General features: G+C 69.6%; 22 protein-coding genes and 1 riboswitch. Of the genes, 13 read left to right on the top strand and 9 right to left on the bottom strand.

Annotated features, from left to right (window positions below):
• Positions 1–119 precede the first annotated feature (119 nt).
• Positions 120–761: a murein hydrolase activator EnvC gene (locus OG246_RS41615; protein ID WP_266474597.1), complete on the bottom strand. Its 642-nt coding sequence runs from the start codon at positions 759–761 to the stop codon at positions 120–122.
• A 252-nt stretch (positions 762–1,013) separates the two neighbouring features.
• Here OG246_RS41615 and rpsB point away from each other — a divergent pair, with 252 nt between their 5' ends.
• The 10 genes from rpsB (at position 1,014) to OG246_RS41565 (ending at position 11,785) form a co-directional block, all read left to right on the top strand.
• On the top strand, positions 1,014–1,961 hold the full coding sequence (rpsB, locus tag OG246_RS41610) for a 30S ribosomal protein S2 (protein WP_266474595.1): 948 nt from the start codon (positions 1,014–1,016) through the stop codon (positions 1,959–1,961).
• 95 nt (positions 1,962–2,056) lie between these two features.
• Positions 2,057–2,893: a translation elongation factor Ts gene (gene tsf, locus OG246_RS41605; protein WP_266474593.1), complete on the top strand. Its 837-nt coding sequence runs from the start codon at positions 2,057–2,059 to the stop codon at positions 2,891–2,893.
• A 190-nt stretch (positions 2,894–3,083) separates the two neighbouring features.
• A complete protein-coding gene (gene pyrH / locus OG246_RS41600; protein WP_266474591.1) occupies positions 3,084–3,854 on the top strand; it encodes a UMP kinase in 771 nt (256 codons plus the stop codon).
• 204 nt (positions 3,855–4,058) lie between these two features.
• A complete protein-coding gene (gene frr, locus OG246_RS41595) occupies positions 4,059–4,616 on the top strand; it encodes a ribosome recycling factor (protein WP_266474589.1) in 558 nt (185 codons plus the stop codon).
• The gene (locus OG246_RS41590; protein WP_266474587.1) at positions 4,616–5,743 is read left to right on the top strand and encodes a phosphatidate cytidylyltransferase; all 1,128 of its coding nucleotides are present in this window, start codon (positions 4,616–4,618) and stop codon (positions 5,741–5,743) included. Before frr ends, OG246_RS41590 begins: the two co-directional genes overlap by 1 nt.
• 80 nt (positions 5,744–5,823) lie before the next feature.
• Positions 5,824–6,930 (top strand): 23S rRNA (adenine(2503)-C(2))-methyltransferase RlmN, encoded by a 1,107-nt coding sequence (rlmN, locus tag OG246_RS41585; protein ID WP_266474585.1) that lies wholly within the window; start codon positions 5,824–5,826, stop codon positions 6,928–6,930.
• Positions 6,931–6,964: 34 nt separating this feature from the next.
• Positions 6,965–7,083, top strand: a riboswitch (TPP riboswitch).
• Positions 7,084–7,162: 79 nt separating this feature from the next.
• Positions 7,163–8,242: a thiamine ABC transporter substrate binding subunit gene (locus tag OG246_RS41580; RefSeq protein WP_266474584.1), complete on the top strand. Its 1,080-nt coding sequence runs from the start codon at positions 7,163–7,165 to the stop codon at positions 8,240–8,242.
• On the top strand, positions 8,218–9,894 hold the full coding sequence (locus OG246_RS41575; protein ID WP_266474582.1) for an iron ABC transporter permease: 1,677 nt from the start codon (positions 8,218–8,220) through the stop codon (positions 9,892–9,894). Before OG246_RS41580 ends, OG246_RS41575 begins: the two co-directional genes overlap by 25 nt.
• A complete protein-coding gene (locus OG246_RS41570; RefSeq protein ID WP_266474581.1) occupies positions 9,895–10,914 on the top strand; it encodes an ABC transporter ATP-binding protein in 1,020 nt (339 codons plus the stop codon).
• 61 nt (positions 10,915–10,975) lie between these two features.
• Complete coding sequence (locus OG246_RS41565; RefSeq protein WP_266474580.1) at positions 10,976–11,785, top strand: maleylpyruvate isomerase family mycothiol-dependent enzyme; 810 nt, start codon at positions 10,976–10,978, stop codon at positions 11,783–11,785.
• A gap of 76 nt (positions 11,786–11,861) precedes the next feature.
• On the opposite strand, the gene OG246_RS41560 is transcribed toward OG246_RS41565, so the two are convergent.
• From OG246_RS41560 to OG246_RS41530, 7 genes are all read right to left on the bottom strand, one after another.
• Entirely contained in the window at positions 11,862–12,515 is a 654-nt protein-coding gene (locus OG246_RS41560) for an LAETG motif-containing sortase-dependent surface protein (RefSeq protein ID WP_266474578.1), read from the bottom strand.
• 187 nt (positions 12,516–12,702) lie between these two features.
• Positions 12,703–13,818 carry an LOG family protein gene (locus tag OG246_RS41555; protein WP_266474577.1) on the bottom strand — a complete coding sequence of 372 codons (1,116 nt, stop codon included), beginning with the start codon at positions 13,816–13,818 and terminating at the stop codon, positions 12,703–12,705.
• Between the two features lie 81 nt (positions 13,819–13,899).
• Positions 13,900–14,307, bottom strand: a complete 408-nt coding sequence (locus tag OG246_RS41550; RefSeq protein WP_266474576.1) for a VOC family protein — start codon at positions 14,305–14,307, stop codon at positions 13,900–13,902.
• 132 nt (positions 14,308–14,439) lie between these two features.
• Complete coding sequence (locus tag OG246_RS41545) at positions 14,440–15,993, bottom strand: hypothetical protein (protein ID WP_266474575.1); 1,554 nt, start codon at positions 15,991–15,993, stop codon at positions 14,440–14,442.
• Positions 15,975–16,712: an ABC transporter ATP-binding protein gene (locus tag OG246_RS41540; RefSeq protein ID WP_266474574.1), complete on the bottom strand. Its 738-nt coding sequence runs from the start codon at positions 16,710–16,712 to the stop codon at positions 15,975–15,977. Before OG246_RS41540 ends, OG246_RS41545 begins: the two co-directional genes overlap by 19 nt.
• 198 nt (positions 16,713–16,910) lie before the next feature.
• A complete protein-coding gene (locus tag OG246_RS41535; protein ID WP_266474573.1) occupies positions 16,911–18,293 on the bottom strand; it encodes an aspartate aminotransferase family protein in 1,383 nt (460 codons plus the stop codon).
• A complete protein-coding gene (locus OG246_RS41530; RefSeq protein ID WP_266474572.1) occupies positions 18,278–18,793 on the bottom strand; it encodes an Lrp/AsnC family transcriptional regulator in 516 nt (171 codons plus the stop codon). The genes OG246_RS41535 and OG246_RS41530 overlap by 16 nt, the downstream gene beginning before the upstream one ends.
• Positions 18,794–18,975: 182 nt before the next feature.
• Here OG246_RS41530 and OG246_RS41525 point away from each other — a divergent pair, with 182 nt between their 5' ends.
• Positions 18,976–20,415 (top strand): gamma-aminobutyraldehyde dehydrogenase, encoded by a 1,440-nt coding sequence (locus OG246_RS41525; RefSeq protein ID WP_266474571.1) that lies wholly within the window; start codon positions 18,976–18,978, stop codon positions 20,413–20,415.
• Positions 20,416–20,527: 112 nt separating this feature from the next.
• On the opposite strand, the gene OG246_RS41520 is transcribed toward OG246_RS41525, so the two are convergent.
• Positions 20,528–21,070 (bottom strand): hypothetical protein, encoded by a 543-nt coding sequence (locus OG246_RS41520; RefSeq protein ID WP_266474570.1) that lies wholly within the window; start codon positions 21,068–21,070, stop codon positions 20,528–20,530.
• 124 nt (positions 21,071–21,194) lie between these two features.
• Here OG246_RS41520 and OG246_RS41515 point away from each other — a divergent pair, with 124 nt between their 5' ends.
• Both OG246_RS41515 and OG246_RS41510 read left to right on the top strand, forming a co-directional pair.
• A complete protein-coding gene (locus tag OG246_RS41515) occupies positions 21,195–21,851 on the top strand; it encodes a response regulator transcription factor (protein ID WP_266474567.1) in 657 nt (218 codons plus the stop codon).
• Between the two features lie 29 nt (positions 21,852–21,880).
• Positions 21,881–23,152 carry a cell wall metabolism sensor histidine kinase WalK gene (locus tag OG246_RS41510; RefSeq protein WP_266474566.1) on the top strand — a complete coding sequence of 424 codons (1,272 nt, stop codon included), beginning with the start codon at positions 21,881–21,883 and terminating at the stop codon, positions 23,150–23,152.
• The last annotated feature ends 69 nt before the right edge of the window (positions 23,153–23,221 follow it).

Genomic DNA, 23,221 nt, shown 5'->3' with positions numbered 1-23,221 from the left:
TGCCCACAGCTAGGACGGTTGTAGGGCGGCCGCATGCCCGCAGCGGGGGTGGTTGCAGGGCGGGCGCATGCCCACGGCGAGAGCGGTTGTAGCGGCACGCGTGTCTACAGCGGAGGTGGCTACGGCTTTACCCCGGCCACCGGCAGCAAGCGGGACGGGCCCCTGCTCAGTAGCCAAGGTGGGAGTAGTGACAGTGGGTCCAGGTAGGTCTTTCCTCTGAGTAGGCCCCAGTGCAGGCATGACGTCGGGCAGTGGGGGCTGCCTGGTTCCACGGTGCCCAGTACCTCGCCCGTCGCGACTTCGGCGCCCTTCTCCACCGTTGCCCGCACCGGACCGTATGTCGTGCGCAGAGGTGGGGTGCCCGTGGCGGTCAGTTCCACTGAGACCACTCCGCGTCCCGCGACTCTGCCCGCGAACGACACCCGGCCCGGTGCGACGGCCCGTACCGGTGTGCCGGGAGCCGCGGTGAGGTCCACGCCCCGGTGACCTCGGCCGTATGTCGTCGCCGGCGGTTCCCAGCCCCGTAGGACCAAGGGACGTACGCCCACGGGCCACGCGCGGGCCACAGCCGGGACCGCCGGATCGGCTCCCGGAACGCCTGAAGGTTCCCGTGGTCCCGTGGGGCCCGGCGGTGCGGGTCCGGTCGTACGTGCCAAGGCGGACGGGGTCAGGGATCCCAGGACGGTCACCGTCAAACCCAGCAGCAGGCCCAGCCATGTACGCAGACATCGTTTCGCTCGCATGCGAGAACCGTCCCGCATCGGGCGGATCATGGCTGGGATCTGTGGAGCACCGGCCGGTTGTGGACAGCGGCGTCACCCGGTGCCTCTCGGGTCCCGTACACTTCTGGTGGCGATCCGGGCGACCGGGTCGACTTCGCACGCCCCGACATCAGGCCATGAAACAGCCGGTGTCAGCGCCTCTCGGTCCCTAGTGGCAAGGCGCAAGTGGGCGTCAGGCGCGAGTGCCGTCCGGCACGCGCGGCACAACCGAGAACACCAAGGAGAACGGCCATGGCCGTCGTCACGATGCGGGAGCTGCTGGAAAGCGGCGTCCACTTCGGTCACCAGACCCGTCGTTGGAACCCGAAGATGAAGCGCTTCATCTTCACGGAGCGCAACGGCATCTACATCATCGACCTGCTCCAGTCGCTGTCGTACATCGACCGCGCCTACGAGTTCGTCAAGGAGACCGTCGCCCACGGCGGCACGGTCATGTTCGTCGGCACGAAGAAGCAGGCGCAGGAGGCCATCGCCGAGCAGGCCACCCGCGTCGGCATGCCTTACGTCAACCAGCGCTGGCTGGGCGGCATGCTCACCAACTTCTCGACCGTCTACAAGCGTCTGCAGCGCCTCAAGGAGCTCGAGCAGATCGACTTCGAGGACGTCGCCGCGTCGGGTCTCACCAAGAAGGAGCTTCTCGTGCTCTCGCGCGAGAAGGCCAAGCTGGAGAAGACCCTCGGTGGTATCCGCGAGATGCAGAAGGTGCCCAGCGCCGTCTGGATCGTGGACACCAAGAAGGAGCACATCGCGGTCGGTGAGGCCCGGAAGCTCAACATCCCGGTCGTCGCCATCCTCGACACCAACTGCGACCCCGACGAGGTCGACTACAAGATCCCGGGCAACGACGACGCGATCCGCTCCGTCACCCTGCTCACCCGCGTGATCGCCGATGCCGTCGCCGAGGGCCTCATCTCCCGTTCCGGTGCCGGCAAGGCCGCCGAGGGTGACAAGGCCGCGGGCGAGCCGCTCGCCGCGTGGGAGCGCGACCTGCTCGAGGGCGAGAAGAAGGCCGACGACGCCGAGGCTCCGGCCGCCGAGGTCCAGACCTCCGCCGAGACCGAGAAGGTCGCCGACGCCGAGCAGGCCGAGGTTGTCGCTGAGGCTCCGGTCGCCGAGGCGCCCGCCGCCGAAGCCCCGGTCGCCGACGAGGCCCCCGCCGCGGACGCCGAGCAGGCCTGACCCCTCACCCCTTCGGGTTCTGAACGGCGGGGGCACACCAAGCCCCCGCCGTTCGGCCCGTAGATCTTCAGACTTCGAGAGAGATTCCAGGAATCATGGCGAACTACACCGCCGCCGACGTCAAGAAGCTCCGTGAGCTCACCGGCGCAGGCATGATGGACTGCAAGAAGGCGCTGGACGAGGCCGACGGCAACGTCGACAAGGCCGTCGAGGCGCTGCGCATCAAGGGCCAGAAGGGCGTCGCCAAGCGCGAGGGCCGCTCCGCCGAGAACGGCGCTGTGGTTTCCATCATCGCCGACGACAACTCCTCCGGTGTCCTGGTCGAGCTGAAGTGCGAGACGGACTTCGTCGCCAAGGGCGAGAAGTTCCAGGCCGTCGCCAACCAGATCGCCGAGCACGTCGTCAAGACCTCCCCGGCCGACCTCGAGGCGCTGCTCGCGTCCGAGATCGAGTCCGGCAAGACGGTTCAGGCGTTCGTCGACGAGGCCAACGCCAACCTGGGCGAGAAGATCGTCCTGGACCGCTTCGCGGACTTCTCCGGCGCCTACGTCGCCTCGTACATGCACCGCACCATGCCCGACCTGCCCCCGCAGATCGGTGTCCTGGTCGAGCTGGACAAGGCCAACGCCGAGCTCGCCCGCGGTGTCGCGCAGCACATCGCCGCCTTCGCGCCGAAGTACCTCTCCAAGGAGGACGTTCCGGCCGAGGTCGTCGAGTCCGAGCGCCGCGTCGCCGAGGAGACCACCCGCGCCGAGGGCAAGCCCGAGGCCGCCCTTCCGAAGATCGTCGAGGGTCGCGTCAACGGCTTCTTCAAGGACGCCACCCTTCTCGGTCAGCCGTACGCGCTGGACCCGAAGAAGTCCGTCCAGAAGGTCCTGGACGAGGCCGGTGTCACCCTGAAGCGCTTCGTGCGCATCAAGGTCGGCATCTGAGTCCGTACCGCGATCGACGCCCGACCCCGCTAGGGTCGACAGCAGTCGTCCGCGTACGTGGGCACGCGCGCGTGCGTGTCGGACGACAGCAGATCTGACGAGGAGGCCATTGCCGAGCATGGGATGCGAACAACACCCCACCGGCAGTGGCCTTCTTTGTATGTGTGACACGTAAAGAGGCGAGAGACCCATGACCACCACGCAGGCCGACAAGGGCGAGAAGACCGACGACGGCAAAGGCACGGGACGCTTCATGCTGAAGCTTTCCGGCGAGGCGTTCGCCGGTGGCGGCGGACTGGGCGTCGACCCCGACGTGGTGCACAAGATCGCCCGCGAAATCGCGGCCGTCGTGCGCGGCGGCGCCCAGATCGCGGTCGTCATCGGCGGCGGCAACTTCTTCCGCGGCGCCGAACTCCAGCAGCGCGGCATGGACCGGGCGCGCTCCGACTACATGGGCATGCTCGGCACGGTCATGAACTGCCTGGCCCTCCAGGACTTCCTGGAGAAGGAAGGCATCGACAGCCGTGTCCAGACCGCCATCACCATGGGGCAGGTCGCCGAGCCGTACATCCCGCTGCGTGCCGTACGGCACCTGGAGAAGGGCCGTGTGGTCATCTTCGGCGCCGGTATGGGCATGCCGTACTTCTCCACCGACACCACCGCCGCGCAGCGCGCCCTGGAGATCGACGCCGAGGCCCTGTTGATGGGCAAGAACGGTGTCGACGGGGTCTACGACTCCGACCCGAAGACCAACCCCGAAGCGGTCAAGTTCGACTCGCTCAGCTACGGCGAGGTCATCACCCGCGACCTCAAGGTCGCCGACATGACCGCCATCACGCTGTGCCGGGACAACAAGCTGCCCATCCTGGTCTTCGAGCTTCTGACGGAGGGCAATATCGCGCGGGCCGTCAAGGGTGAGAAGATCGGCACACTCGTGGGTGAACACAGCAGCCGGGCCTGACGGGAACCGACTCCGACAGGGGTCGAACCCGGACCGGGCAAGGACCCTGATCGGGGACGGGCCCCGACCGGGTACGGACCCTGACCGGGGGATGGACAATGTCCTGCCGGTCCGGAACCGTGCAGGAATAAGACGCGACGCAGCCGGCTGCCACCCCTACGAGGAACAGCTGCCGGGCCTACTCAAGACACGCAGGAGCAAGTGGTGATCGAAGAGACCCTCCTCGAGGCCGAGGAGAAGATGGAGAAGGCCGTCGTGGTCGCCAAGGAGGACTTCGCCGCGATCCGCACCGGCCGTGCGCACCCGGCGATGTTCAACAAGATCGTGGCCGACTACTACGGCGCGCTGACGCCGATCAACCAGCTGGCCTCGTTCTCGGTGCCCGAGCCGCGTATGGCGGTGGTGACCCCGTTCGACAAGAGCGCGATGCGCAACATCGAGCAGGCGATCCGCGATTCCGACCTGGGTGTCAACCCGAGCAACGACGGCAACATCATCCGGGTGGTGTTCCCGGAGCTGACCCAGGAGCGCCGCAAGGAGTACATCAAGGTCGCCAAGACCAAGGGTGAGGACGCCAAGATCTCGATCCGCTCCGTCCGCCGCAAGGCGAAGGAGACCATCGACAAGCTGGTCAAGGACGGCGAGGTAGGCGAGGACGAGGGCCGCCGTGCGGAGAAGGAACTCGACGACACCACGGCGAAGTACGCCGCCCAGGTGGACGAGCTCCTCAAGCACAAGGAAGCGGAGCTGCTCGAGGTCTGATGAACGACTCTTCCTGGGGGGCGCCGCCACAAGCCGGGTACTGGGGGCCGTCCGAGCAGGGGCCTGTCCAGGGGGCTGCCCCGGCGGGTCCCACGTACGATGCGTATGACGCGCAGCACACTCGGCCCATGCCCATCGTGCCCGACGTACCCGCACATGGCGGAGACCAGGATGACGACCGGGGGGCCGCTCGGCTGAGCGGTCCCCTGTTCCGCGACGACACACCGGCGACGGCGCCCCACGGGGACTCGTCGCAGAAGCCGCAGGAGCCCATGCCCAGCGCCCCACAGCCCGCCCCCGCACCGCAGAAGAAGAGCGCGGGGCGCGACTTGGGTGCGGCCATAGGGGTGGGCGTCGGGCTCGGCGCGGTGATCGTCGCGTCGTTGTTCATCGTCAAAGCCGTGTTCATCGGCGTGATAGCGGTAGCCGTGGTGGTGGGGCTGTGGGAGCTCACGTCACGGCTCCAGGAGCGCAAGGGCATCAAGGCGCCTCTCGTGCCACTGGCGCTCGGCGGTGCCGCGATGGTCGTCTCCGGTTACGTCAGGGGTGCCGAGGGCGCTTGGGTGGCGATGGCGCTCACCGCGCTGGCCATCCTGGTCTGGCGTATGACGGAGCCCCCCGAGGGCTACCTGAAGGACGTCACGGCCGGCGTTTTCGCGGCCTTCTACATCCCGTTCCTGGCCACCTTCGTCGCCCTGATGCTCACGGCCGACGACGGCTCCTGGCGGGTGCTCACGTTCCTGCTGCTCGCCGTGGTCAGCGACACCGGCGCGTACGCGATCGGCTGGCGCTTCGGCAAGCACAAGCTCGCGCCGCGCATCAGCCCCGGCAAGACCCGCGAGGGCCTGGTCGGAGCGGTCACCTTCGCGATGGCGGCGGGCGCGCTGTGCATGGAGTTCCTGATCGACGACGGCACCTGGTGGCAGGGCCTGCTCCTCGGCCTCGCGGTCGCGGCCAGCGCCACGCTGGGTGACCTCGGCGAGTCCATGATCAAGCGGGACCTGGGCATCAAGGACATGGGCACGCTGTTGCCGGGCCACGGCGGCATCATGGACCGGCTGGACTCGCTTCTGCCCACGGCTCCGGTCGTGTGGCTGCTGCTGGTGATCTTCGTCGGGTCCGGCTGACCTGCGGTTTTATCGGTTGGGGGCTCGTTGTCCACAGGGCGGCGAGTCCCCCTCCGTATGTCTGCGACACTGGTACAGCCATGCCTAAGCCCGGAGAACTCACATTCGTCGCCCCGCGCGGAGCCAAGAAGCCGCCGCGGCATCTCGCCGATCTCACGCCTGCCGAGCGTAAAGAGGCGGTTGCCGCGATCGGTGAGAAGCCGTTTCGTGCCAAGCAGCTGTCGCAGCACTACTTCGCGCGGTACGCGCACGACCCCGCGGAGTGGACGGACATCCCGGCCGCCTCGCGCGGGAAGCTTCAGGAGGCGTTGCTTCCTGAGCTGATGACGGTCGTGCGGCATCTGTCGACCGACCAGGAGACCACGCGCAAGACGCTGTGGCGGCTCTTCGACGGCACGCTCGTCGAGTCCGTACTGATGCGGTACCCGGACCGGGTGACCATGTGCATCAGCTCGCAGGCCGGGTGCGGGATGAACTGCCCGTTCTGTGCGACCGGGCAGGCCGGGCTGGACCGGAATCTCTCCACCGGCGAGATCGTGCACCAGATCGTGGACGGTATGCGGGCGCTCAGGGATGGGGAGATCCCGGGTGGTCCGTCGCGGCTCAGCAACATCGTCTTCATGGGCATGGGTGAGCCGCTCGCCAACTACAAGAGGGTGGTCGGCGCGATCCGTGCGCTGACCGACCCCGAGCCCGACGGGCTCGGCCTCTCGCAGCGTGGCATCACCGTGTCGACCGTCGGGCTTGTCCCGGCGATCAACCGGTTCTCCGACGAGGGCTTCAAGTGCCGCCTCGCCATTTCTCTCCACGCGCCGGACGACGAGCTGCGCGACACCCTCGTACCCGTGAACACGCGGTGGCAGGTGCGGGAGGTGCTGGACGCTGGCTGGGAGTACGCGGCCAAGTCGGGGCGTCGGCTCTCCATCGAGTACGCGCTGATCAGGGACATCAACGACCAGGCGTGGCGTGGTGACCGGCTCGGGCGGATGCTCAAGGGCAAGCCCGTGCATGTCAATCTCATCCCGCTGAACCCGACCCCGGGTTCGAAGTGGACCGCCTCGCGGCCCGAGGACGAGAAGGCGTTCGTCGAGGCGATCGCGGCCCACGGGGTGCCGGTCACCGTCCGGGACACCCGTGGCCAGGAGATCGACGGGGCCTGCGGTCAGCTCGCGGCCACCGAGCGGTAACCTGGCTGGGAACAACCGCACAATCCACATCTTCATATTCCGACAGGGGAGCGCCACAGCGCTGAGAGTGCGGTAGCCGGGTCACCGGTGGGCCGCAGACCCTCAGAACCTTGCCCAGGTCATTCTGGGTAGGAAGTTCGGTCAATACTCAAGCTGTTGCGCCCTGCCCGGGAACTCTCAGGGGTTCCCGGGCAGGGCCGCGTCTCTTCCTGGTCATCCCAGGAGGAAATCAGTGAGCAAGAAGAGGACGATCACGGCCGTCGTTGTCGGCCTGGGGCTGGTCACGCTGTCCGCGTGCGGCTCGTCCGGCAGCGGGAGCAGTGACGCTGACTCCAAGACCGTCACCCTCGTCAGTCATGACTCCTTCACCTACTCCAAGGACGTGCTGAGCGCCTTCGAGAAGGAGTCCGGGTACACCGTCAAGGTCCTCAAGGACGGCGACGCCGGGCAGGCCGTCAACAAGGCGATCCTCACCAAGGACAATCCGCAGGGCGACGTCTTCTTCGGCGTCGACAACACCCTGCTGTCCCGCGCGCTCGACAACGGGCTGTTCCAGTCGTACGAGGCCAAGGGCTCGGACCTGATCCTCCCGGAGTACCGGGTCGACGAGGACAAGCACCGGGTCACGCCCATCGACACGGGCGACATCTGCGTCAACTACGACAAGGCCTACTTCAGCGAGCACAAGCTGACGCCGCCGCAGTCCTTCGACGATCTGATCAAGCCCGAGTACAAGAACCTCCTCGTCACCGAGAACGCCTCCACGTCCTCGCCCGGTCTCGGCTTCCTGCTCGGGACTGCCGCGAAGTACGGAGACGACGGCTGGCAGGACTACTGGACGAAGCTCAAGGCCAACGGCGTCAAGGTCGTCGACGGCTGGGAGCAGGCGTACAACGAGGAGTTCTCCGGCTCGGCCGGGGGCAAGAAGGCCAAGGCGGACCGGCCGCTCGTCGTCTCGTACGCCTCCTCGCCGCCCGCCGAGGTCATCTACGCCGACCCGAAGCCGACGACCGCGCCGACCGGCGTCGCGACCGGCACCTGCTTCCGTCAGGTCGAGTACGCGGGGCTGCTGAGCAACGCGAAGAACACCAAGGGCGGCGAGGCGCTCATCGACTTCCTGATCACGAAGCAGTTCCAGGACGATATGCCGCTGAACATGTTCGTGTACCCGGTGGTGGAGGGCGCGAAGGTGCCGGCCGAGTTCACGGAGTTCGGTCCGCAGGCCAAGGACCCCGAGACCATGGCCCCCGCCAAGATCGCCGACAACCGTGACCAGTGGGTCAAGTCGTGGACCTCGCTCGTACTGAAGTAACGCCCCGGGCGCGTAAGAAGTCCCGTCGGGGAGACGCGGCGCGGTTCGGGCTCATGGCCCTGCCCGTCGCGTTCTTCGGCGTCTTCTTCGCCTACCCCGTGGCGGCGATCGTGGCCCGGGGTCTCAAGGTCGACGGGGTCTGGCAGTTCGGGCGGATCTGGGATGTGCTCGCGCAGTCCGACATCCGGCACGTCCTGTGGTTCACCACCTGGCAGGCGCTCGCGTCGACGGCGCTCACGCTGCTGATCGCGCTCCCCGGCGCGTATGTCTTCGCGCGCTTCGATTTCAGGGGCAAGCAGGTCCTGCGGGCGGTGGTGACCGTGCCGTTCGTGCTGCCGACGGTCGTCGTCGGTACGGCGTTCCTTGCGCTGGTCGGCCGGGGCGGGCTTCTGGACGAGTTGTGGGGCGTACGACTGGACACGACGGTCTGGGCGATCCTGCTCGCGCATGTCTTCTTCAACTACGCGGTCGTCGTCCGCACCGTCGGCGGGCTGTGGTCGCAGCTCGACCCGCGTCAGGAGGAGGCCGCCCGGATGCTCGGCGCCTCCCGGTTCGCGGCCTGGCGCAAGGTGACGCTGCCGGCCCTGAGCCCGGCCGTGGCCGCCGCCGCGCTGATGGTCTTCCTCTTCACCTTCACCTCCTTCGGTGTCGTGCAGATCCTCGGCGGGCCCACCTTCTCGACGCTCGAAGTCGAGATCTACCGGCAGACCTCGGAGATCTTCGACCTCTCCACGGCGGCGGTGCTGACGATCATCCAGTTCGTGGCGGTGGGCGCGATCCTCGCCGTGCACGCCCGGACGGTACGGCGCCGGGAGACCGCTCTGCGTCTGGTGTCCCCGGAGGTGACGGCACGCAGGCCGCGCGGGGCCGGGCAGTGGGCGCTGCTCGCCGGTGTGCTCGCGAGCATCGCCGTGCTGCTCGTGCTGCCGCTCGGCGTGCTGGTCCAACGGTCCCTGGACGCGCCCGACTTCGGGTACTACAGGGCACTGACCTCCGACGACAGCGGCATCTTCCTCGTCGCGCCGATCGAGGCGATCGGCAACTCGCTGCAGTACGCGCTCGCCGCCACCGCCATCGCCGTACTCATCGGCGGTCTGGCGGCCGCCGCCCTCACCCGGCGTGCGGGCCGGCTGGTGCGCGGCTTCGACGCGCTGCTGATGCTGCCGCTGGGTGTGTCGGCGGTGACCGTCGGGTTCGGGTTCCTGATCGCGCTCGACGAGCCGCCGCTGAATCTCAGGAGCAGTTGGATCCTGGTGCCGCTCGCGCAGGCGCTGGTCGGTGTCCCCTTCGTCGTACGGACGATGCTGCCCGTGCTGCGGGCGGTGGACGGGCGGCTGCGGGAGGCCGCGGCGGTGCTCGGGGCGTCGCCGTGGCGGGTGTGGCGCGAGGTCGATCTCCCGATGGTGCGGCGGGCGCTGCTGGTGGCGGCCGGGTTCGCCTTCGCGGTGTCCCTTGGCGAGTTCGGGGCGACCGTCTTCATCGCGCGGCCCGACAACCCGACGCTGCCGGTGGCCGTGGCCCGGCTGCTCGGGCGTGCGGGTGACCTCAACTACGGCCAGGCGATGGCCCTTTCGACGATCTTGATGGTGGTGTGCGCGGTGTCGCTGCTGCTGTTGGAGCGGGTACGGACCGACCGGACCGGGGAGTTCTAGATGCTGCTGAGCCTTGAGACCGCGACCGTGCGCTTCGGCGGGCGGGCGGTGCTCGACGCCGTCGACCTCGCGGTCGCCGAGCACGAGATCGTGTGTGTGCTGGGGCCGAGCGGCAGCGGCAAGTCGACGCTGCTGAGGGCGGTGGCCGGGCTCCAGGCGCTCGACGCAGGCCGGGTGCTCCTCGACGGCCGTGACCAGGCGGGGGTGCCCGCACACAAGAGGGGCGTCGGCCTGATGTTCCAGGACCACCAGCTCTTCCCGCAGCGGGACGTGGGCGGCAACGTCGCCTTCGGGCTGCGGATGCATGGGTCGAGCAAGGGCGAACAGGCGGTACGGGTACGGGAGTTGCTGGAGCTCGTCGGGTTGCCGGGCGCCGGACACCGGGCCGTCGCCGCGCTCTCCGGTGGTGAGCAGCAGCGGGTCGCGCTGGCCCGTGCCCTAGCTCCGCGCCCCCGACTGCTGATGCTCGACGAACCGCTCGGCCAGCTCGACCGCTCGCTGCGTGAACGTCTCGTCGTCGAACTCCGGGAGCTTTTCGGTGAGTTGGGTACGACCGTGCTCGCCGTCACGCACGACCAGGGTGAGGCCTTCGCGCTGGCCGACCGGGTCGTGGTGATGCGTGACGGACGAATCGCCCAGTCCGGTACGCCACTTGAGGTGTGGCAGCACCCCGCTGACGAGTTCGTGGCGCGCTTCCTCGGCTTCGACAACGTGGTGGACGCGAGGGTGAGCGGGGAGCTCGCCGACACTCCGTGGGGGAAGGTCCCGGTGCCGGCGGACACCCCACAGGGGCCGCGCACGCTGCTCGTTCGGCCTGCGGGCGTACGGCTGGTGGACGTGGCGGAGGGGCTGCGCTGCACCGTCGCCGCACGCACCTTCCGGGGCACCCATGTCGCCGTACATCTGCAACCGGAGGACGCGCCCCGGCTCGAAGCGGCGTGCACGCTCAGGGACGCGCCGGAGCCCGGTGACCGGGTCGGGGTCGAGTTCGACGCGGCTGAGATCGTCGTCCTGGGCTGACGTCCCGGCGCCGCCGAAATTGCCGTACTCGAGGAGCCACCCGCCGCATAGGGTGCGGCTCATGACGCTACTCGGACCGCTCGGGCATGACCGCTACTGCGATGCGATCGAGACGCAGGTGCGGCAGTTGAGGGACGTGGTGACCTCGGACGGTGTCGTGCTGTCCGCGACCGTGCCGACCTGCCCTGAGTGGTCGCTGGAGCAGCTCGTACGGCACACGGGCGGTGCATTGCGCTGGGCCGAGCTCCTGGTCCGTACGAGGGCGCAGGAGAACGTCCCAGAGGGGGCTGTGCCTTTGGCCGGGGGCCCGGAGGCCGAGGGTGATCCCGCCGCCCTGGACGCCTGGCTCGCGGAGACCGGCGAGATGCTCGTCCGCACGCTGCGGGAGGCGGGGCCCGACACGCGTGTATGGGCGTGGGCCGGGGTCCACGACTCCGGCTTCTGGGCGCGCCGGATGACGCACGAGCTGGCGATCCACCGCGCCGACGCGACGCTGACCGCCGGGCTGCCGTACGAGGTCGACCCGGATGTGGCCGCCGACGCGATCGACGAATGGCTGGGGATCGTGGAGTACGTGCAGCGGACGGAGCCGCACGACGCGGCGGCGGAGTTGCGCGGCTCCGGTCGCAGCATTCACCTCCACGCCACCGACACCGCCCCCGAACTGAACGCCGAGTGGGTCGTCGAGCTCACCGAGAAGGGCTTCGTCTGGCGCCGGGGTCACGAGAAGGCGACCGTTGCGCTGCGGGGCCCGCTGACCGACGTACTGCTGGGCTTCTACCGTCGACTGCCGCTGGACGGCGGGCGGTTGGAGGTGCTGGGGGACCGGGAGCTGCTGGAATTCTGGCTGGAGCGGGCGACGTTCGAGTAGCCGCTCACCCGCCCGGCACGCGTGTGGCCCGCCCCCTCCGAGAGGGGACGGGCCACACGTTCGTACGGTGTACGGATCAGGCCTTCGTGGCGCCACGGCGGCGCATACCGAAGAACACCGCTCCGCCGCCGACCAGGACGAACGCACCGGCGACGCCGGCGATCACCGGGGTGTTGGAGTTCGCACCGGTCTCGGCGAGGTTGGACTCACCGGCCGCGGGGGACGGGGCGTTGCTGCCCGTCGTCGCGGGGGTGGTGCTCTCGGCGGGCGACGGGGTCGCCGAGTCCGAGGGCTCGTCGGACGGGGAAGGCGTGTCCGACGGCTCCGGGGTCTCCGAGGCCGGAGGAGTCTCCGTGGTCGTGCAGGCCTCGGCCGGCGCGACCAGGTTCGGCTCGATGTCCTCGTCGACAGAGTTGTTCGCGGCCTTGATGTGGACGCGGTACTCGGCCTTGGGGAGCCAGTCCTCCGAGAACGAGACGGTGGCGCCCTCGCGGGTGCCGACCACCGTCTCCTCGCCGACGAGCTTCGCGTCGGCGCCGTTCGACTCGAGGTAGACCGACACGGTGGCCTTGACGCCCGAGGGGTCCACGTCGGTGACGGTGATGATGCCCTTCCCGTTGTCGTCGCACTCGGCGACGGCGGAGAAGTCCTTAATGTTGCAGGCCATTGCGTTGCCGGCGACACCGAGCGCGAGCGCGGCCGTCGCTGAAGCAACACCGAGGATTCGCACAGAACGTGCGGTACGGCGAGATATGGACACGATTGCCCTTCACGGGATGCGCAACTGCGGGGGGTTAGAGGGGCGTTCTGTTGTTCTGCTGCGACAACTTCGCCCCCAGTAGCCTCACTGGTTTATAAGCGCCAGCTAAGTGCTGTCAATGCATATGCCCTGCCAAGGCGTTGCCTTTACCTTGTCGTTAACCGCCGAGACGTTTGAGGGCGTCCGGAGCCTCCTCGATACGGTCAACAAGGGCGATTCGGGACTCCATCGCGCGCTCGCGGGCGAGCGACTGGAGGAGGGGCCAGGTGGGGTGTTTTTCGGTCCAGTGGGCGCGGTTCACGAGCACCATGGGGGTCGGTTCGCCACGGGACTCGTAGTAGTTCGGGGTCGCGTTGTCGAAGATCTCCTGTACAGTCCCGGCGGCGCCCGGCAGGAAGACTACGCCCGCGTTCGAGCGGGCCAGCAGGCCGTCCTCGCGGGTCGCGTTGGCGAAGTACTTGGCGATGTGCGCGGCGAAGGCGTTCGGCGGCTCATGGCCGTAGAACCAGGTGGGGATGCCGACCGAGGGGCCACCGGAGGGCCAGCGCTCGCGTACGTCGAAGGCGGCGCGCGCCCAGTCGGTGATCGAGGGGGTGAACGACGGTGCCCGCGCGAGGAGTTCGAGGGCCTCGGCGAGCATCCCGTCGTCGAAGGGGGCCGCGTACGCGCCCAGGTTCGCCGCCTCCATGGCGCCGGGGCCGCCGCCGGTGGCGACCGTGAAACCGGCGCGCGCCAGCTCACGGCCGAGGCGCGCCGCCCCCTCGTACGCCTGGGTGCCGCGCGCCATCGCGTGGCCGCCCATCACGCCCACCACCCGCGCGCCGACGAGGAGTTCGTCGAGCGCGTCCGAGACCGAGTCGTCGTGGATCGAGCGCAGCATCGACGCGAATATGTCGCCGTCGGCCTTGGTCTGCTGGAACCAGGCGTACGCGCGGGCGTCCGGCGTCTCCTCGTAGCCCGCGTCGAGCCTCTCGAAGAGCTCGTCGGGGGAGTGGAGCAGGCCCCGGTACGGGTCGAAGGGCAGCCCCGGGACGGGCGGGAAGACCAGTGCGCCCGCGGCGCGCACCTTCGCCGCCGCGTCGGGGTCCATCGCGCAGCCGAGGAAGACGGCGCCCGCGGTGTCCAAGGACAGCAGCTCCGTCGTACGGTCCGTCAGATCGATTGCCTGGACACGGAACTGGGCGAGCGAACCGTGCTTCGAGACGATCTCGTCGAACTCGGCGAGGGACTCGATCTCACGGTCGTGGGAAGCGTGGAAGGGGGTCGGCTGCACGCCGCCATGTTAGGCATCGCCCCGTCGCCGGGCACGCAGACCCCCGTGCTGCGTGCCGGACCTGGTACGACGTGACGAGGTTCAGCCCTGGACCGCCGCCGGGTCCATCCACATGACCTCCCAGGTGTGGCCGTCCGGGTCGTCGAAGGCGCGGCCGTACATGAAGCCGTGGTCCTGGGTCTCGCCCGAGGCCGAGCCGCCCGCCGCGATCGCGCCGTCGACGAGCTCGTCGACCTTCTCGCGGCTCTCGGCGCTCAGACACAGCAGTACCTCGCTGGTCTTGGTGGAGTCCGCGATCTGCTTCTTCGTGAAGTCGGCGTAGCGCTGCTTGCTCAGCATCATCGCGACGATCGTGTCGCTGATCACCACGCAGGCGCAGTCGTCGGTCGAGAACTGCGGGTTGATCGTGTAGCCGATCTCCGTGAAGAACTTCTTCGAGGTGTCGACGTCGTTCACGGCGAGGTTCACGAAGATCATCTGCTGGTACATGTCCAGGTCTCCCATCGGTGCGGTACGGCGCTGCGGTGTCGTTCGCAGGGATAGACCGGGGGTCCGCGCGGAACTCATCGCTCGGCGCGAAGTTTTTCTCCGCGGGCGGTCGGTGGACCGGCCCGCGGAGGTTCAGTGGACCAGGGGGAGCGCGGCGAGTTCGGTGACCGCCCAGGTCAACGGGCCGAACGCGGCGAGCAGCGCGCCGACGCGCAGGGCTGCGGCGCTCCGGAGCATGGTGGCGGGCGCCCCCATCCGCAGCAGTGCCGCCGTGGTGTCCGCGCGCGCCTGTCTGGCCTCGACGGCGGCCGTCGCCAGGGTCAGGACGGTGCACCCCGCGACCACCAGCACGCCGAGGGTGGTCAACGGTCCGAAGTCGGGGCGCGCGCCCGTGTACAGCGTCGCCATGGCGTACCCGCCCGACGCCACCGCGCACACCACGCCGAGCGGCTGCCCGATGCGCCGCGCCTCCGCCTGCAGCACACGCCCGGCGAGCAGCCGCAGCGCGCCCGGCCGTACGGCCTGGAGCAGCCGCCCGCAGGCGTACGTGATCGCCGGCCCGGCCAGCGCCAGGCCGACCGCGGTCATCGCCCAGCCGACCATCACCCCGACGGGGCCGCCCGCGAAACCGCCAGGCAGCGCGAGACCGGGGGCGGGGCCCGAACGGCTTGCGTACGTCTCCACGGCGAGGCCCGCCGCGAGCACTGCGGCGCCCCAGGGGAGGCCGCCGGGGGCGGTCTGCGGGACGGGAGGGAGTTCGGGGAGGGACAGGTCGTGGGTCGCGGCGCTCTGGTGACCCAGGTGAGCGGATTGACCGGAGCCGTGGGGCACCTCGGGTGCGTGCGGGCCGTCTCCGTCGTACGGGCTCAAGTCGCCGTTGGCGGCGGCGTCTTCGAACGCGGCCGCGACGGTCCCGGGGGCGAGAGGAGTGTCGTAGTCGCCTCCGGTGCCGGGGGCGCGGGAGCTGTCGTACGCGCCTCCGCTCGCGTGGCGTTCGTACGCCCCCGCGCCTTCCTCCGCGCTGGAGCTGTCGTGCGCGCCGGTCGCGCCCGGCGCGCGGAGCGTCGCGCGGGCGCCATCCGCGTGCCGGGGCGTGCGCCTGGCGCCGCGTGCCGGGGCGCTGCCCACCGCGCCGGCGCGCGCGGCGAGCCACGCGATCCCGCGGCCCGCCGTCGCACCCTGCGGACGCAGTACCACCGCGCTCGCCACCGAAGCCGCCAGCGGCACCAGTGTCAGCAGGGTCAGCGCGGCCGGCAGCGGGAGGGGCCGGTCCGCGGCGAGGAACTCCGCCGCCGCGCCGTCGAAGGGCATCCCCGTCAGGTCGCCGCGCAGGTGGAGGAAGAAGAGCAGGGCGAGCATGGAGCCGAGGGTGGTGGACAGGGCCGTGGTGACCGCCGAGATGGCCATCAGGCGGCCCGGGCCGAGTCCGATCGCCGCGAGGCCCGGGCGCGGCCGGGTGCCGGGGTCGGTGCGGGCGACCGCGACCGCGAAGTACACCGTGGCGGCCACCGGAGCGACGCACCAGGTCAGGCGGAGCACCGAGGCGGCCGAGGCGTCCGGATGCGCCATCGCGTACCCCAGGGTGCACAGCAGCAGGAAGCCGGTGCCCGCCGACGCGGCGGTGACCAGGAGCCGGCGCAGCTGGACGAGGGGGTGGGCCCCGCGGGCTAGACGGAGAGCGAGCACGCGGCCCGGCCTTCCGTCTCGGTGACCGGGGGCAGATGGACGGTGTTCACGCGCCGTCCGTCGAGCAGCGAGACCGTGCGGTCGGCGAGCGCCGCAGTGTCCGCGTCGTGCGTGGCCAGGACCACCGTGATGCCGTGCGAGCGGGCCGCCGTCGTGAGCGTACGCAGCACATGGGCGCGGTCGGCGCGGTGCAGCGGGGCGGTCGGCTCGTCGGCGAAGAGCACGGTGGGCGAGGGGACGAGCGCCCGGGCGACGGCGACGCGCTGGCGCTCGGCCTGGAGCAGGGCGTGCGGGCGCTTGCGGGCGCAGCCGCCGATGTCGAGGCGTTCCAGCCACTCCAGGGCGGCGGTCTTGGCGGCCCGGCGCCCGCAGCCGCGGAGCATCAGGGGCAGCGCGGCGTTCTCCCAGGCGTTCAGCTCGGGGACGAGGACCGGCGCCGGGTCGATCCAGCCGAAGCGGTCGCGGCGCAGTCGTTCGCGGGTGAGCGGGCCCATGGTGTGCACGGGGGTGCTGTTGAACCAGACCTCGCCCTGTTCCGGCAGCAGCTGGCCCGACAGGCACCGCAGCAAGGTCGTCTTGCCGCTGCCGCGCGGGCCGCCGACGGCGAGGATCTCGCCCTCCCGGACGCCGAGCGAGACACCGCTGAGCGCGGGCGAGCCGTTGTGCTTGACGTGCAGGGCGCGTGCCCAGAGCACGTCGTTGTCCGGCGGGGCCACCATCGCGTACACCTCGGTTCAGATCTGATTTGCGCTGCCAAGTCCCCCGGACGGGGGAACGAAGGCAGGGCCGATCGGTCACTGGGCACGCTAGGTATTCGGCGGCGGGAGGCCGGACAGCACACGGCCCCGGGCCGCCGTTTCTCACTCGAACGGACGGCACCGGGGCCGAAGTTGATCAGCTGATCAGTTGTGCGGCGTTTACAGCTTGGTCCACGCCTCCGTCAGCACCTGACGGATGATCCCCTCGATCTCGTCGAAGGTCGACTGGTCGGAGATCAGCGGCGGCGACAGCTGGATGACCGGGTCACCGCGGTCGTCGGCGCGGCAGTAGAGGCCGTACTCGAAGAGCTTCTTGGAGACGAAGCCGTAGAGCACGCGCTCCGACTCCTCGTCCGTGAAGGTCTCCTTGGTGGCCTTGTCCTTCACGAGCTCGATGCCGTAGAAGAAGCCGTTGCCGCGGACGTCGCCGACGATCGGCAGGTCGTGCAGCTTCTGCAGGGTCTGCAGGAAGTTCGCCTCGTTGTCCAGCACGTGCTGGTTGAGGCCCTCGCGCTCGAAGATGTCGAGGTTGGTGAGTGCCACGGCCGCGGAGACCGGGTGGCCGCCGAAGGTGTAGCCGTGCAGGAAGGTGTTGTCACCCTTGTAGAACGGCTCGGCGATGCGGTCCGAGACGATGGTGGCACCGATCGGGGAGTAGCCCGAGGTCATGCCCTTGGCGCAGGTGATGATGTCCGGGATGTAGTCGAACTTGTCACAGGCGAACATCGTGCCGAGGCGGCCGAAGGCGCAGATGACCTCGTCCGAGACGAGCAGCACGTCGTACTTGTCGCAGATCTCGCGCACGCGCTGGAAGTAGCCGGGGGGCGGCGGGAAGCAGCCGCCCGCGTTCTGCACCGGCTCCAGGAAGACCGCAGCGACGGTCTCCGGGCCCTCGAAGAGGATCTCCTGCTCGATCTGGTCGGCGGCCCAGCGGCCGAAGGCGACCGGGTCGTCGCCGTGGATCGAGGCGCGGTAGATGTTGGTGTTCGGCACCTTGTGCGCGCCCGGGACGAGCGGCTCGAAGGGGGCCTTCAGGGCCGGCAGACCGGTGATGGACAGGGCGCCCTGCGGGGTGCCGTGGTAGGCGACCGCGCGCGAGATGACCTTGTACTTCGTGTGGTTGCCGGTGAGCTTGTGGTACTGCTTCGCCAGCTTCCACGCGGTCTCGACGGCCTCGCCGCCGCCCGTGGAGAAGAACACCTTGTTCAGGTCACCGGGCGCGTAGTGCGCGAGGCGCTCGGCGAGCTCGACGGCCTTGGGGTGGGCGTAGGACCAGATCGGGAAGAAGGCCAGCTGCTGCGCCTGCTTGAACGCCGTCTCCGCGAGTTCCGTGCGGCCGTGGCCCGCCTGGACCACGAACAGGCCCGCGAGACCGTCGAGGTAGCGCTTGCCCTTGTCGTCGTAGATGTAGGTGCCCTCACCACGCACGATGGTGGGAACGGGCGCGTTCTCGTACGAGGACATGCGGGTGAAGTGCATCCACAGGTGGTCGTACGCGGTCTTGCTGAGGTCCTTGGTGCTCACGGCTATCGGGTTCCCCACATGTAGGTCTGTTTCTTGAGCTTCAGGTAAACGAAGCTCTCGGTGGAGCGCACGCCGGGTAGGGCCCGGATGCGTTTGTTGATGACTTCCAGCAGGTGGTCGTCGTCCTCGCAGACGACTTCTACGAGGAGGTCGAACGAGCCCGCGGTCATCACCACGTACTCGACTTCCGGCATCGCGGTCAGGGCGTCGGCCACAGGCTCCAGATCACCCTCCACGTTGATGCCCACCATCGCCTGCCTGCGGAAACCCACGGTGAGCGGGTCCGTGACGGCGACGATCTGCATCACGCCCTGGTCGAGGAGCTTCTGAACGCGCTGGCGCACGGCCGCCTCGGAGAGGCCGACGGCCTTGCCGATAGCGGCGTACGGGCGGCGTCCGTCCTGCTGGAGCTGCTCGATGATGGCGAGGGAGACGGTGTCCAACGAGGGACTGCCGTTCCTGGACTCGCGGGAGTCCCTGGGGTCTGCGCTTCGACTGGCCACGGCTTCACTGTGCACGACGTCTCGACAGTTCCGCAAGGCCGCTGCGATGAAATTCGTTGTTTACGGGTACGTGTCTTGCGGATTTCGCAGTTCTGGCGGCGTCAGGGGTGTTGAAAACGTGGGTGCACGGATTAGTGTGGGTGTCTCAGCGAATGGACACCTGAAGCCGATGAACATCTGAACTTGGAGGGCCGGCAGTGAGCACCGAGCTGCGTCGTCTGCGCAACTACATCGATGGTGAGTTCCGGGACGCCGCCGACGGGCGGACCACCGAGGTCGTCAACCCCGTGACCGGTGAGGCGTACGCGACGGCGCCGCTGTCCGGTCAGGCGGACGTGGACGCCGCGATGGCGGCCGCCGCCGCGGCCTTCCCGGCCTGGCGCGACCAGACCCCCTCCGAGCGTCAGCGGGCGCTCCTCAAGATCGCGGACGCGTTCGAGGAGCGGGCCGAGGAGCTGATCGCGGCCGAGGTGGAGAACACCGGCAAGCCGATCGGGCTGACCCGGTCCGAGGAAATCCCGCCGATGGTCGACCAGATCCGCTTCTTCGCGGGCGCCGCCCGCATGCTGGAGGGGCGCAGCGCCGGCGAGTACATGGAGGGTCTGACCTCCATCGTGCGCCGTGAGCCCATCGGTGTCTGCGCGCAGGTCGCGCCGTGGAACTACCCGATGATGATGGCGGTGTGGAAGTTCGCCCCCGCGCTCGCGGCCGGCAACACGGTCGTCCTGAAGCCGTCGGACACGACGCCCGCCTCCACCGTCCTGATCGCCGAGATCATCGGCTCCATCGTCCCCAAGGGCGTCTTCAACGTCATCTGCGGGGACCGTGACACCGGCCGCGCGATGGTGGAGCACCCGACTCCGGCGATGGCCTCCATCACCGGTTCCGTGCGGGCCGGTATCTCGGTCGCCGAATCGGCGTCCAAGGATGTCAAGCGGGTCCACCTGGAGCTGGGCGGCAAGGCGCCGGTCGTCGTCTTCGAGGACACCGACATCGCCAAGGCCGTCGAGGACATCTCGGTGGCGGGCTTCTTCAACGCGGGCCAGGACTGTACGGCCGCCACCCGCGTGCTCGTCCAGGAGGGCATCCACGACGAGTTCGTGGCCGCGCTCGCCAAGGCAGCCGCCGACACGAAGACCGGGCAGCCGGACGACGAGGACGTGCTGTACGGCCCGCTGAACAACCCGAACCAGCTCAAGCAGGTCTCCGGGTTCATCGAGCGGCTCCCCGCCCACGCCAAGGTCGAGGCGGGCGGCCACCGGGTCGGCGAGATCGGCTACTTCTACGCGCCGACCGTCGTGTCGGGCCTGAAGCAGGACGACGAGATTATCCAGAACGAGGTCTTCGGCCCGGTCATCACCGTCCAGTCCTTCACGGACGAGGCGCAGGCCATCGAGTGGGCCAACGGCGTGGACTACGCCCTCGCCTCCTCGGTGTGGACCAAGGACCACTCGCGCGCGATGCGCCTGTCGAAGTCCCTCGACTTCGGCTGCGTGTGGATCAACACCCACATCCCGCTGGTCGCCGAGATGCCGCACGGCGGCTTCAAGAAGTCCGGCTACGGCAAGGACCTTTCGGCGTACGGGTTCGACGACTACACGCGTATCAAGCACGTGATGACGTCGCTGGACGCGTAGCCCGTTGGGCGTTCGTACGGCGTAACCCGTACGGCGTTCGTACGGCATGAAACACGCGGCCCCGGACGGGAGTTGATCCGTCCGGGGCCGCGGTTTTCCCCCTCCGCGATGGTCAGGTGGTCTGTGCGCCGGTGAGGCTCTCGGGTTCCGTGCGCAGGGACGGGGCGCCGCCCTCGACCTTGCCCGGCTTCCCGGGCAGCGGCGGCAGGGCCGGTGCGTCGGTGAAGGACAGGCCGGCCTTCTTCAGGATCGGTGCGCAGGCCTTGAGGGCGTCCTCGTAGGCGTCCGAGGTCGGGTCGAAGCCCTTGCCGGCGAGCATCCTCACGTTCAGGCGGACTTTGCCCCGCTCGTCCTTGGACGCGTGGAAGTCCGGGAAGTACTTCTGTCCCTGTTCCTTCATGCACGCGGCGAACTTCGGGTTGGCGTCGTTGACGTCGTCGGGTGCGTTCCCGGTCGGTGTGTAGGCCACGCCGAGGCCGACTCCCTCGGGAGCGGTGCCGGGCTTGACGTGCTTCGGGTGCCCGGGGGTGGTCTGTGTCTGATGGGGGCCGGTCGCCGTGGCCGCCGACGCGGTGACGGTGCCGAGTGCGGCGGCGGACAGCAGGGCGCAGGCGACGAAGGCGTATCGGTGCCGGATGGGCAGCAGGGTGCGCATGGAGGTGTCGGTCCTTCCGGTGGACGGCTGATGCGGTCTGAACTCAGCTCACCGCAGCGGCGGTTACGGCACGGGAACGGCCGGGCTTATCGCCCTGTAACCGGCCGACGGCCACACTGACCGCATGCGTGTGCTGGTGGTCGAGGACCACGAAGAACTCGCCGAGACCGTCGCCGGGGGCCTGCGCCGCGAGGGGATGGCGGTCGACCTCGCGTTCGACGGTCCTACGGCGCTGGAGCGCGCCCAGGTCAACGGCTACGACGTCGTCGTACTCGACCGCGACCTGCCCGGCATCCACGGCGACCAGGTGTGCAGGACGCTGGCGGAGGAGGGCAGTCGGGCGCGGGTGCTGATGCTGACGGCGGCAGGAACGGTCGCCGACCGGGTGGCGGGCCTCGGCCTCGGGGCCGACGACTACCTTCCCAAGCCGTTCGCGTTCACCGAACTCGTGGCGCGCATACGGGCATTGGCGCGCCGTGCGCAGCCCGCGCTGCCGCCGGTCCTGATCCGCGGCGAACTGCGGCTCGACCCGGCGCGGCGGCAGGCGACTCGCGGCGGCACGGGACTCGCGCTCAGTCCGAAGGAGTTCGCCGTGCTGGAGATGCTGCTGAGCGCCCAGGGAGCCGTCGTCTCGACGGAGGAACTCCTGGAGCGGGCCTGGGACGAGGCGGCCGATCCGTTCAGCCAGACCGTGAAGGTCACGGTGAGCCGGCTGCGGCGGAAGCTGGGGGAGCCGGGGGTCATCGAGACGGTCGAGCGGGCGGGGTACCGGATCCGATGAAGGTGACTGCCGGCGGGATTCCCGACCGAGTGCGAGCGACTGTCGGCGGGATTCCCGGCCGGGTGCGTTCCGTGTTCTCCGGTGGCCTGCGCGGGCCGCGCAGCATCCGGTGGCGGCTCACCCTGCTCTACAGCGCGCTGTTCGCGGTGGCCGGCGCGGCCCTGCTGGCCTTCACCTACGTACTCGTGGCCACCACCGAGCCGTCGCTCGCCGGGAGCGCGTCCGGACAGCCGTCGCTGGACGAGGTCGGTGAGCCCGCGGGCCCCGCCGGCCCGCCGAAGGTCGCCGCGTACGTCGCGGAGCGCCTCTCGCTGTTGCGTGCCGAGCAACTGCACCAGTTCCTCGTCGAGTCGGGGGTCGCGCTCGGGGTGATGACCGTGGTCTCCGTGGCCCTGGGATGGCTGATGGCCGGTCGGGTGCTCGCGCCGCTCCGTACGATGACGACCGCCGCCCGCCGCATCTCGGCCGACAACCTGCACGAGCGGCTCGCCGCGCCCGGCCCCGACGACGAGCTGAAAGCCATGGCCGACACCTTCGACGCCGTACTGGGCCGTGTGGAGGGCGCGTTCGAGGCGCAGAAGCAGTTCGTCGCCAATGCCTCGCACGAGCTGCGCACTCCGCTCACCCTTCAGCAGGCGATCGTGGATGTCGCGCTCGCCGATCCGGACGCGTCCGTGGAGAGCCTGCGTGCCGCGTGTCTGCGGGTGCGGGCCGCGGGGCAGGAACAGGAGCGGCTGATCGACGCGCTACTGACGCTCGCGCGCAGTCAACGGGGGCTCCAGCGGCGGGAGTTCGTGGATCTGGCGGTGATCGTCCGGGCACGGGTGCCGGAGGGCGGGCCGCGAGTGGTGGCCGAGCTCGCCCCCGCGCCCGTGCTCGGGGATCCGCAGCTGATCGAGCGCCTCGTGGTCAACCTCGCCGACAACGCCGTACGGCACAACCACCCGGAGGGCGAGGAGAGTTGGGTCCGCCTCTGGACCGGGATGGACGGCGGGCGACCCGTCCTGCGGATCGCCAACAGTGGTCCGGTGATCCCGCCGGACCAAGTGGCCTGGCTCTTCCAGCCGTTCCGCCGCCTCGGCGCCGAGCGTGTGCGCAAGCGCGACGGCCTGGGCCTCGGCCTGTCCATCGTCGAGGCGGTCGCCACCGCGCACGGTGGCACGGTCGAGGCGTGGCCGCGCGCCGAGGGAGGGCTGAGCGTGCGGGTCGGGTTTCCGCCGAGTGTGTCCGCTTGGCCACCGCCCGCTACCAGCGGGTCCTCGGGCCTTGCCGAGGTGGCTGTGGAACGCCGAAGGGGCTGAGTGACGCAGCGGAGGCGTGCGGGCCGAGTGACGCAGCCGCGTCGGCTGTGCAACACCGTACGAAGTGAT

Origin of the sequence: Streptomyces sp. NBC_00620 (assembly GCF_026341825.1) — a bacterium.
Taxonomy (GTDB): domain Bacteria; phylum Actinomycetota; class Actinomycetes; order Streptomycetales; family Streptomycetaceae; genus Streptomyces.
This window is presented reverse-complemented; position numbering and strand designations above follow the sequence as displayed.

What these genes read in the sequence shown, in the direction of transcription:
- OG246_RS41550 (WP_266474576.1), bottom strand. Translation starts at nt 14,307, where the DNA reads ATGTACCAGCAGATGATCTTCGTGAACCTCGCCGTGAACGACGTCGAC.
- OG246_RS41570 (WP_266474581.1), top strand. Translation starts at nt 9,895, where the DNA reads ATGCTGCTGAGCCTTGAGACCGCGACCGTGCGCTTCGGCGGGCGGGCG.
- rpsB (WP_266474595.1), top strand. Translation starts at nt 1,014, where the DNA reads ATGGCCGTCGTCACGATGCGGGAGCTGCTGGAAAGCGGCGTCCACTTC.
- OG246_RS41515 (WP_266474567.1), top strand. Translation starts at nt 21,195, where the DNA reads ATGCGTGTGCTGGTGGTCGAGGACCACGAAGAACTCGCCGAGACCGTC.
- rlmN (WP_266474585.1), top strand. Translation starts at nt 5,824, where the DNA reads ATGCCTAAGCCCGGAGAACTCACATTCGTCGCCCCGCGCGGAGCCAAG.
- OG246_RS41615 (WP_266474597.1), bottom strand. Translation starts at nt 761, where the DNA reads ATGCGGGACGGTTCTCGCATGCGAGCGAAACGATGTCTGCGTACATGG.
- OG246_RS41540 (WP_266474574.1), bottom strand. Translation starts at nt 16,712, where the DNA reads ATGGTGGCCCCGCCGGACAACGACGTGCTCTGGGCACGCGCCCTGCAC.
- OG246_RS41565 (WP_266474580.1), top strand. Translation starts at nt 10,976, where the DNA reads ATGACGCTACTCGGACCGCTCGGGCATGACCGCTACTGCGATGCGATC.
- pyrH (WP_266474591.1), top strand. Translation starts at nt 3,084, where the DNA reads ATGACCACCACGCAGGCCGACAAGGGCGAGAAGACCGACGACGGCAAA.
- OG246_RS41520 (WP_266474570.1), bottom strand. Translation starts at nt 21,070, where the DNA reads ATGCGCACCCTGCTGCCCATCCGGCACCGATACGCCTTCGTCGCCTGC.
- OG246_RS41590 (WP_266474587.1), top strand. Translation starts at nt 4,616, where the DNA reads ATGAACGACTCTTCCTGGGGGGCGCCGCCACAAGCCGGGTACTGGGGG.
- tsf (WP_266474593.1), top strand. Translation starts at nt 2,057, where the DNA reads ATGGCGAACTACACCGCCGCCGACGTCAAGAAGCTCCGTGAGCTCACC.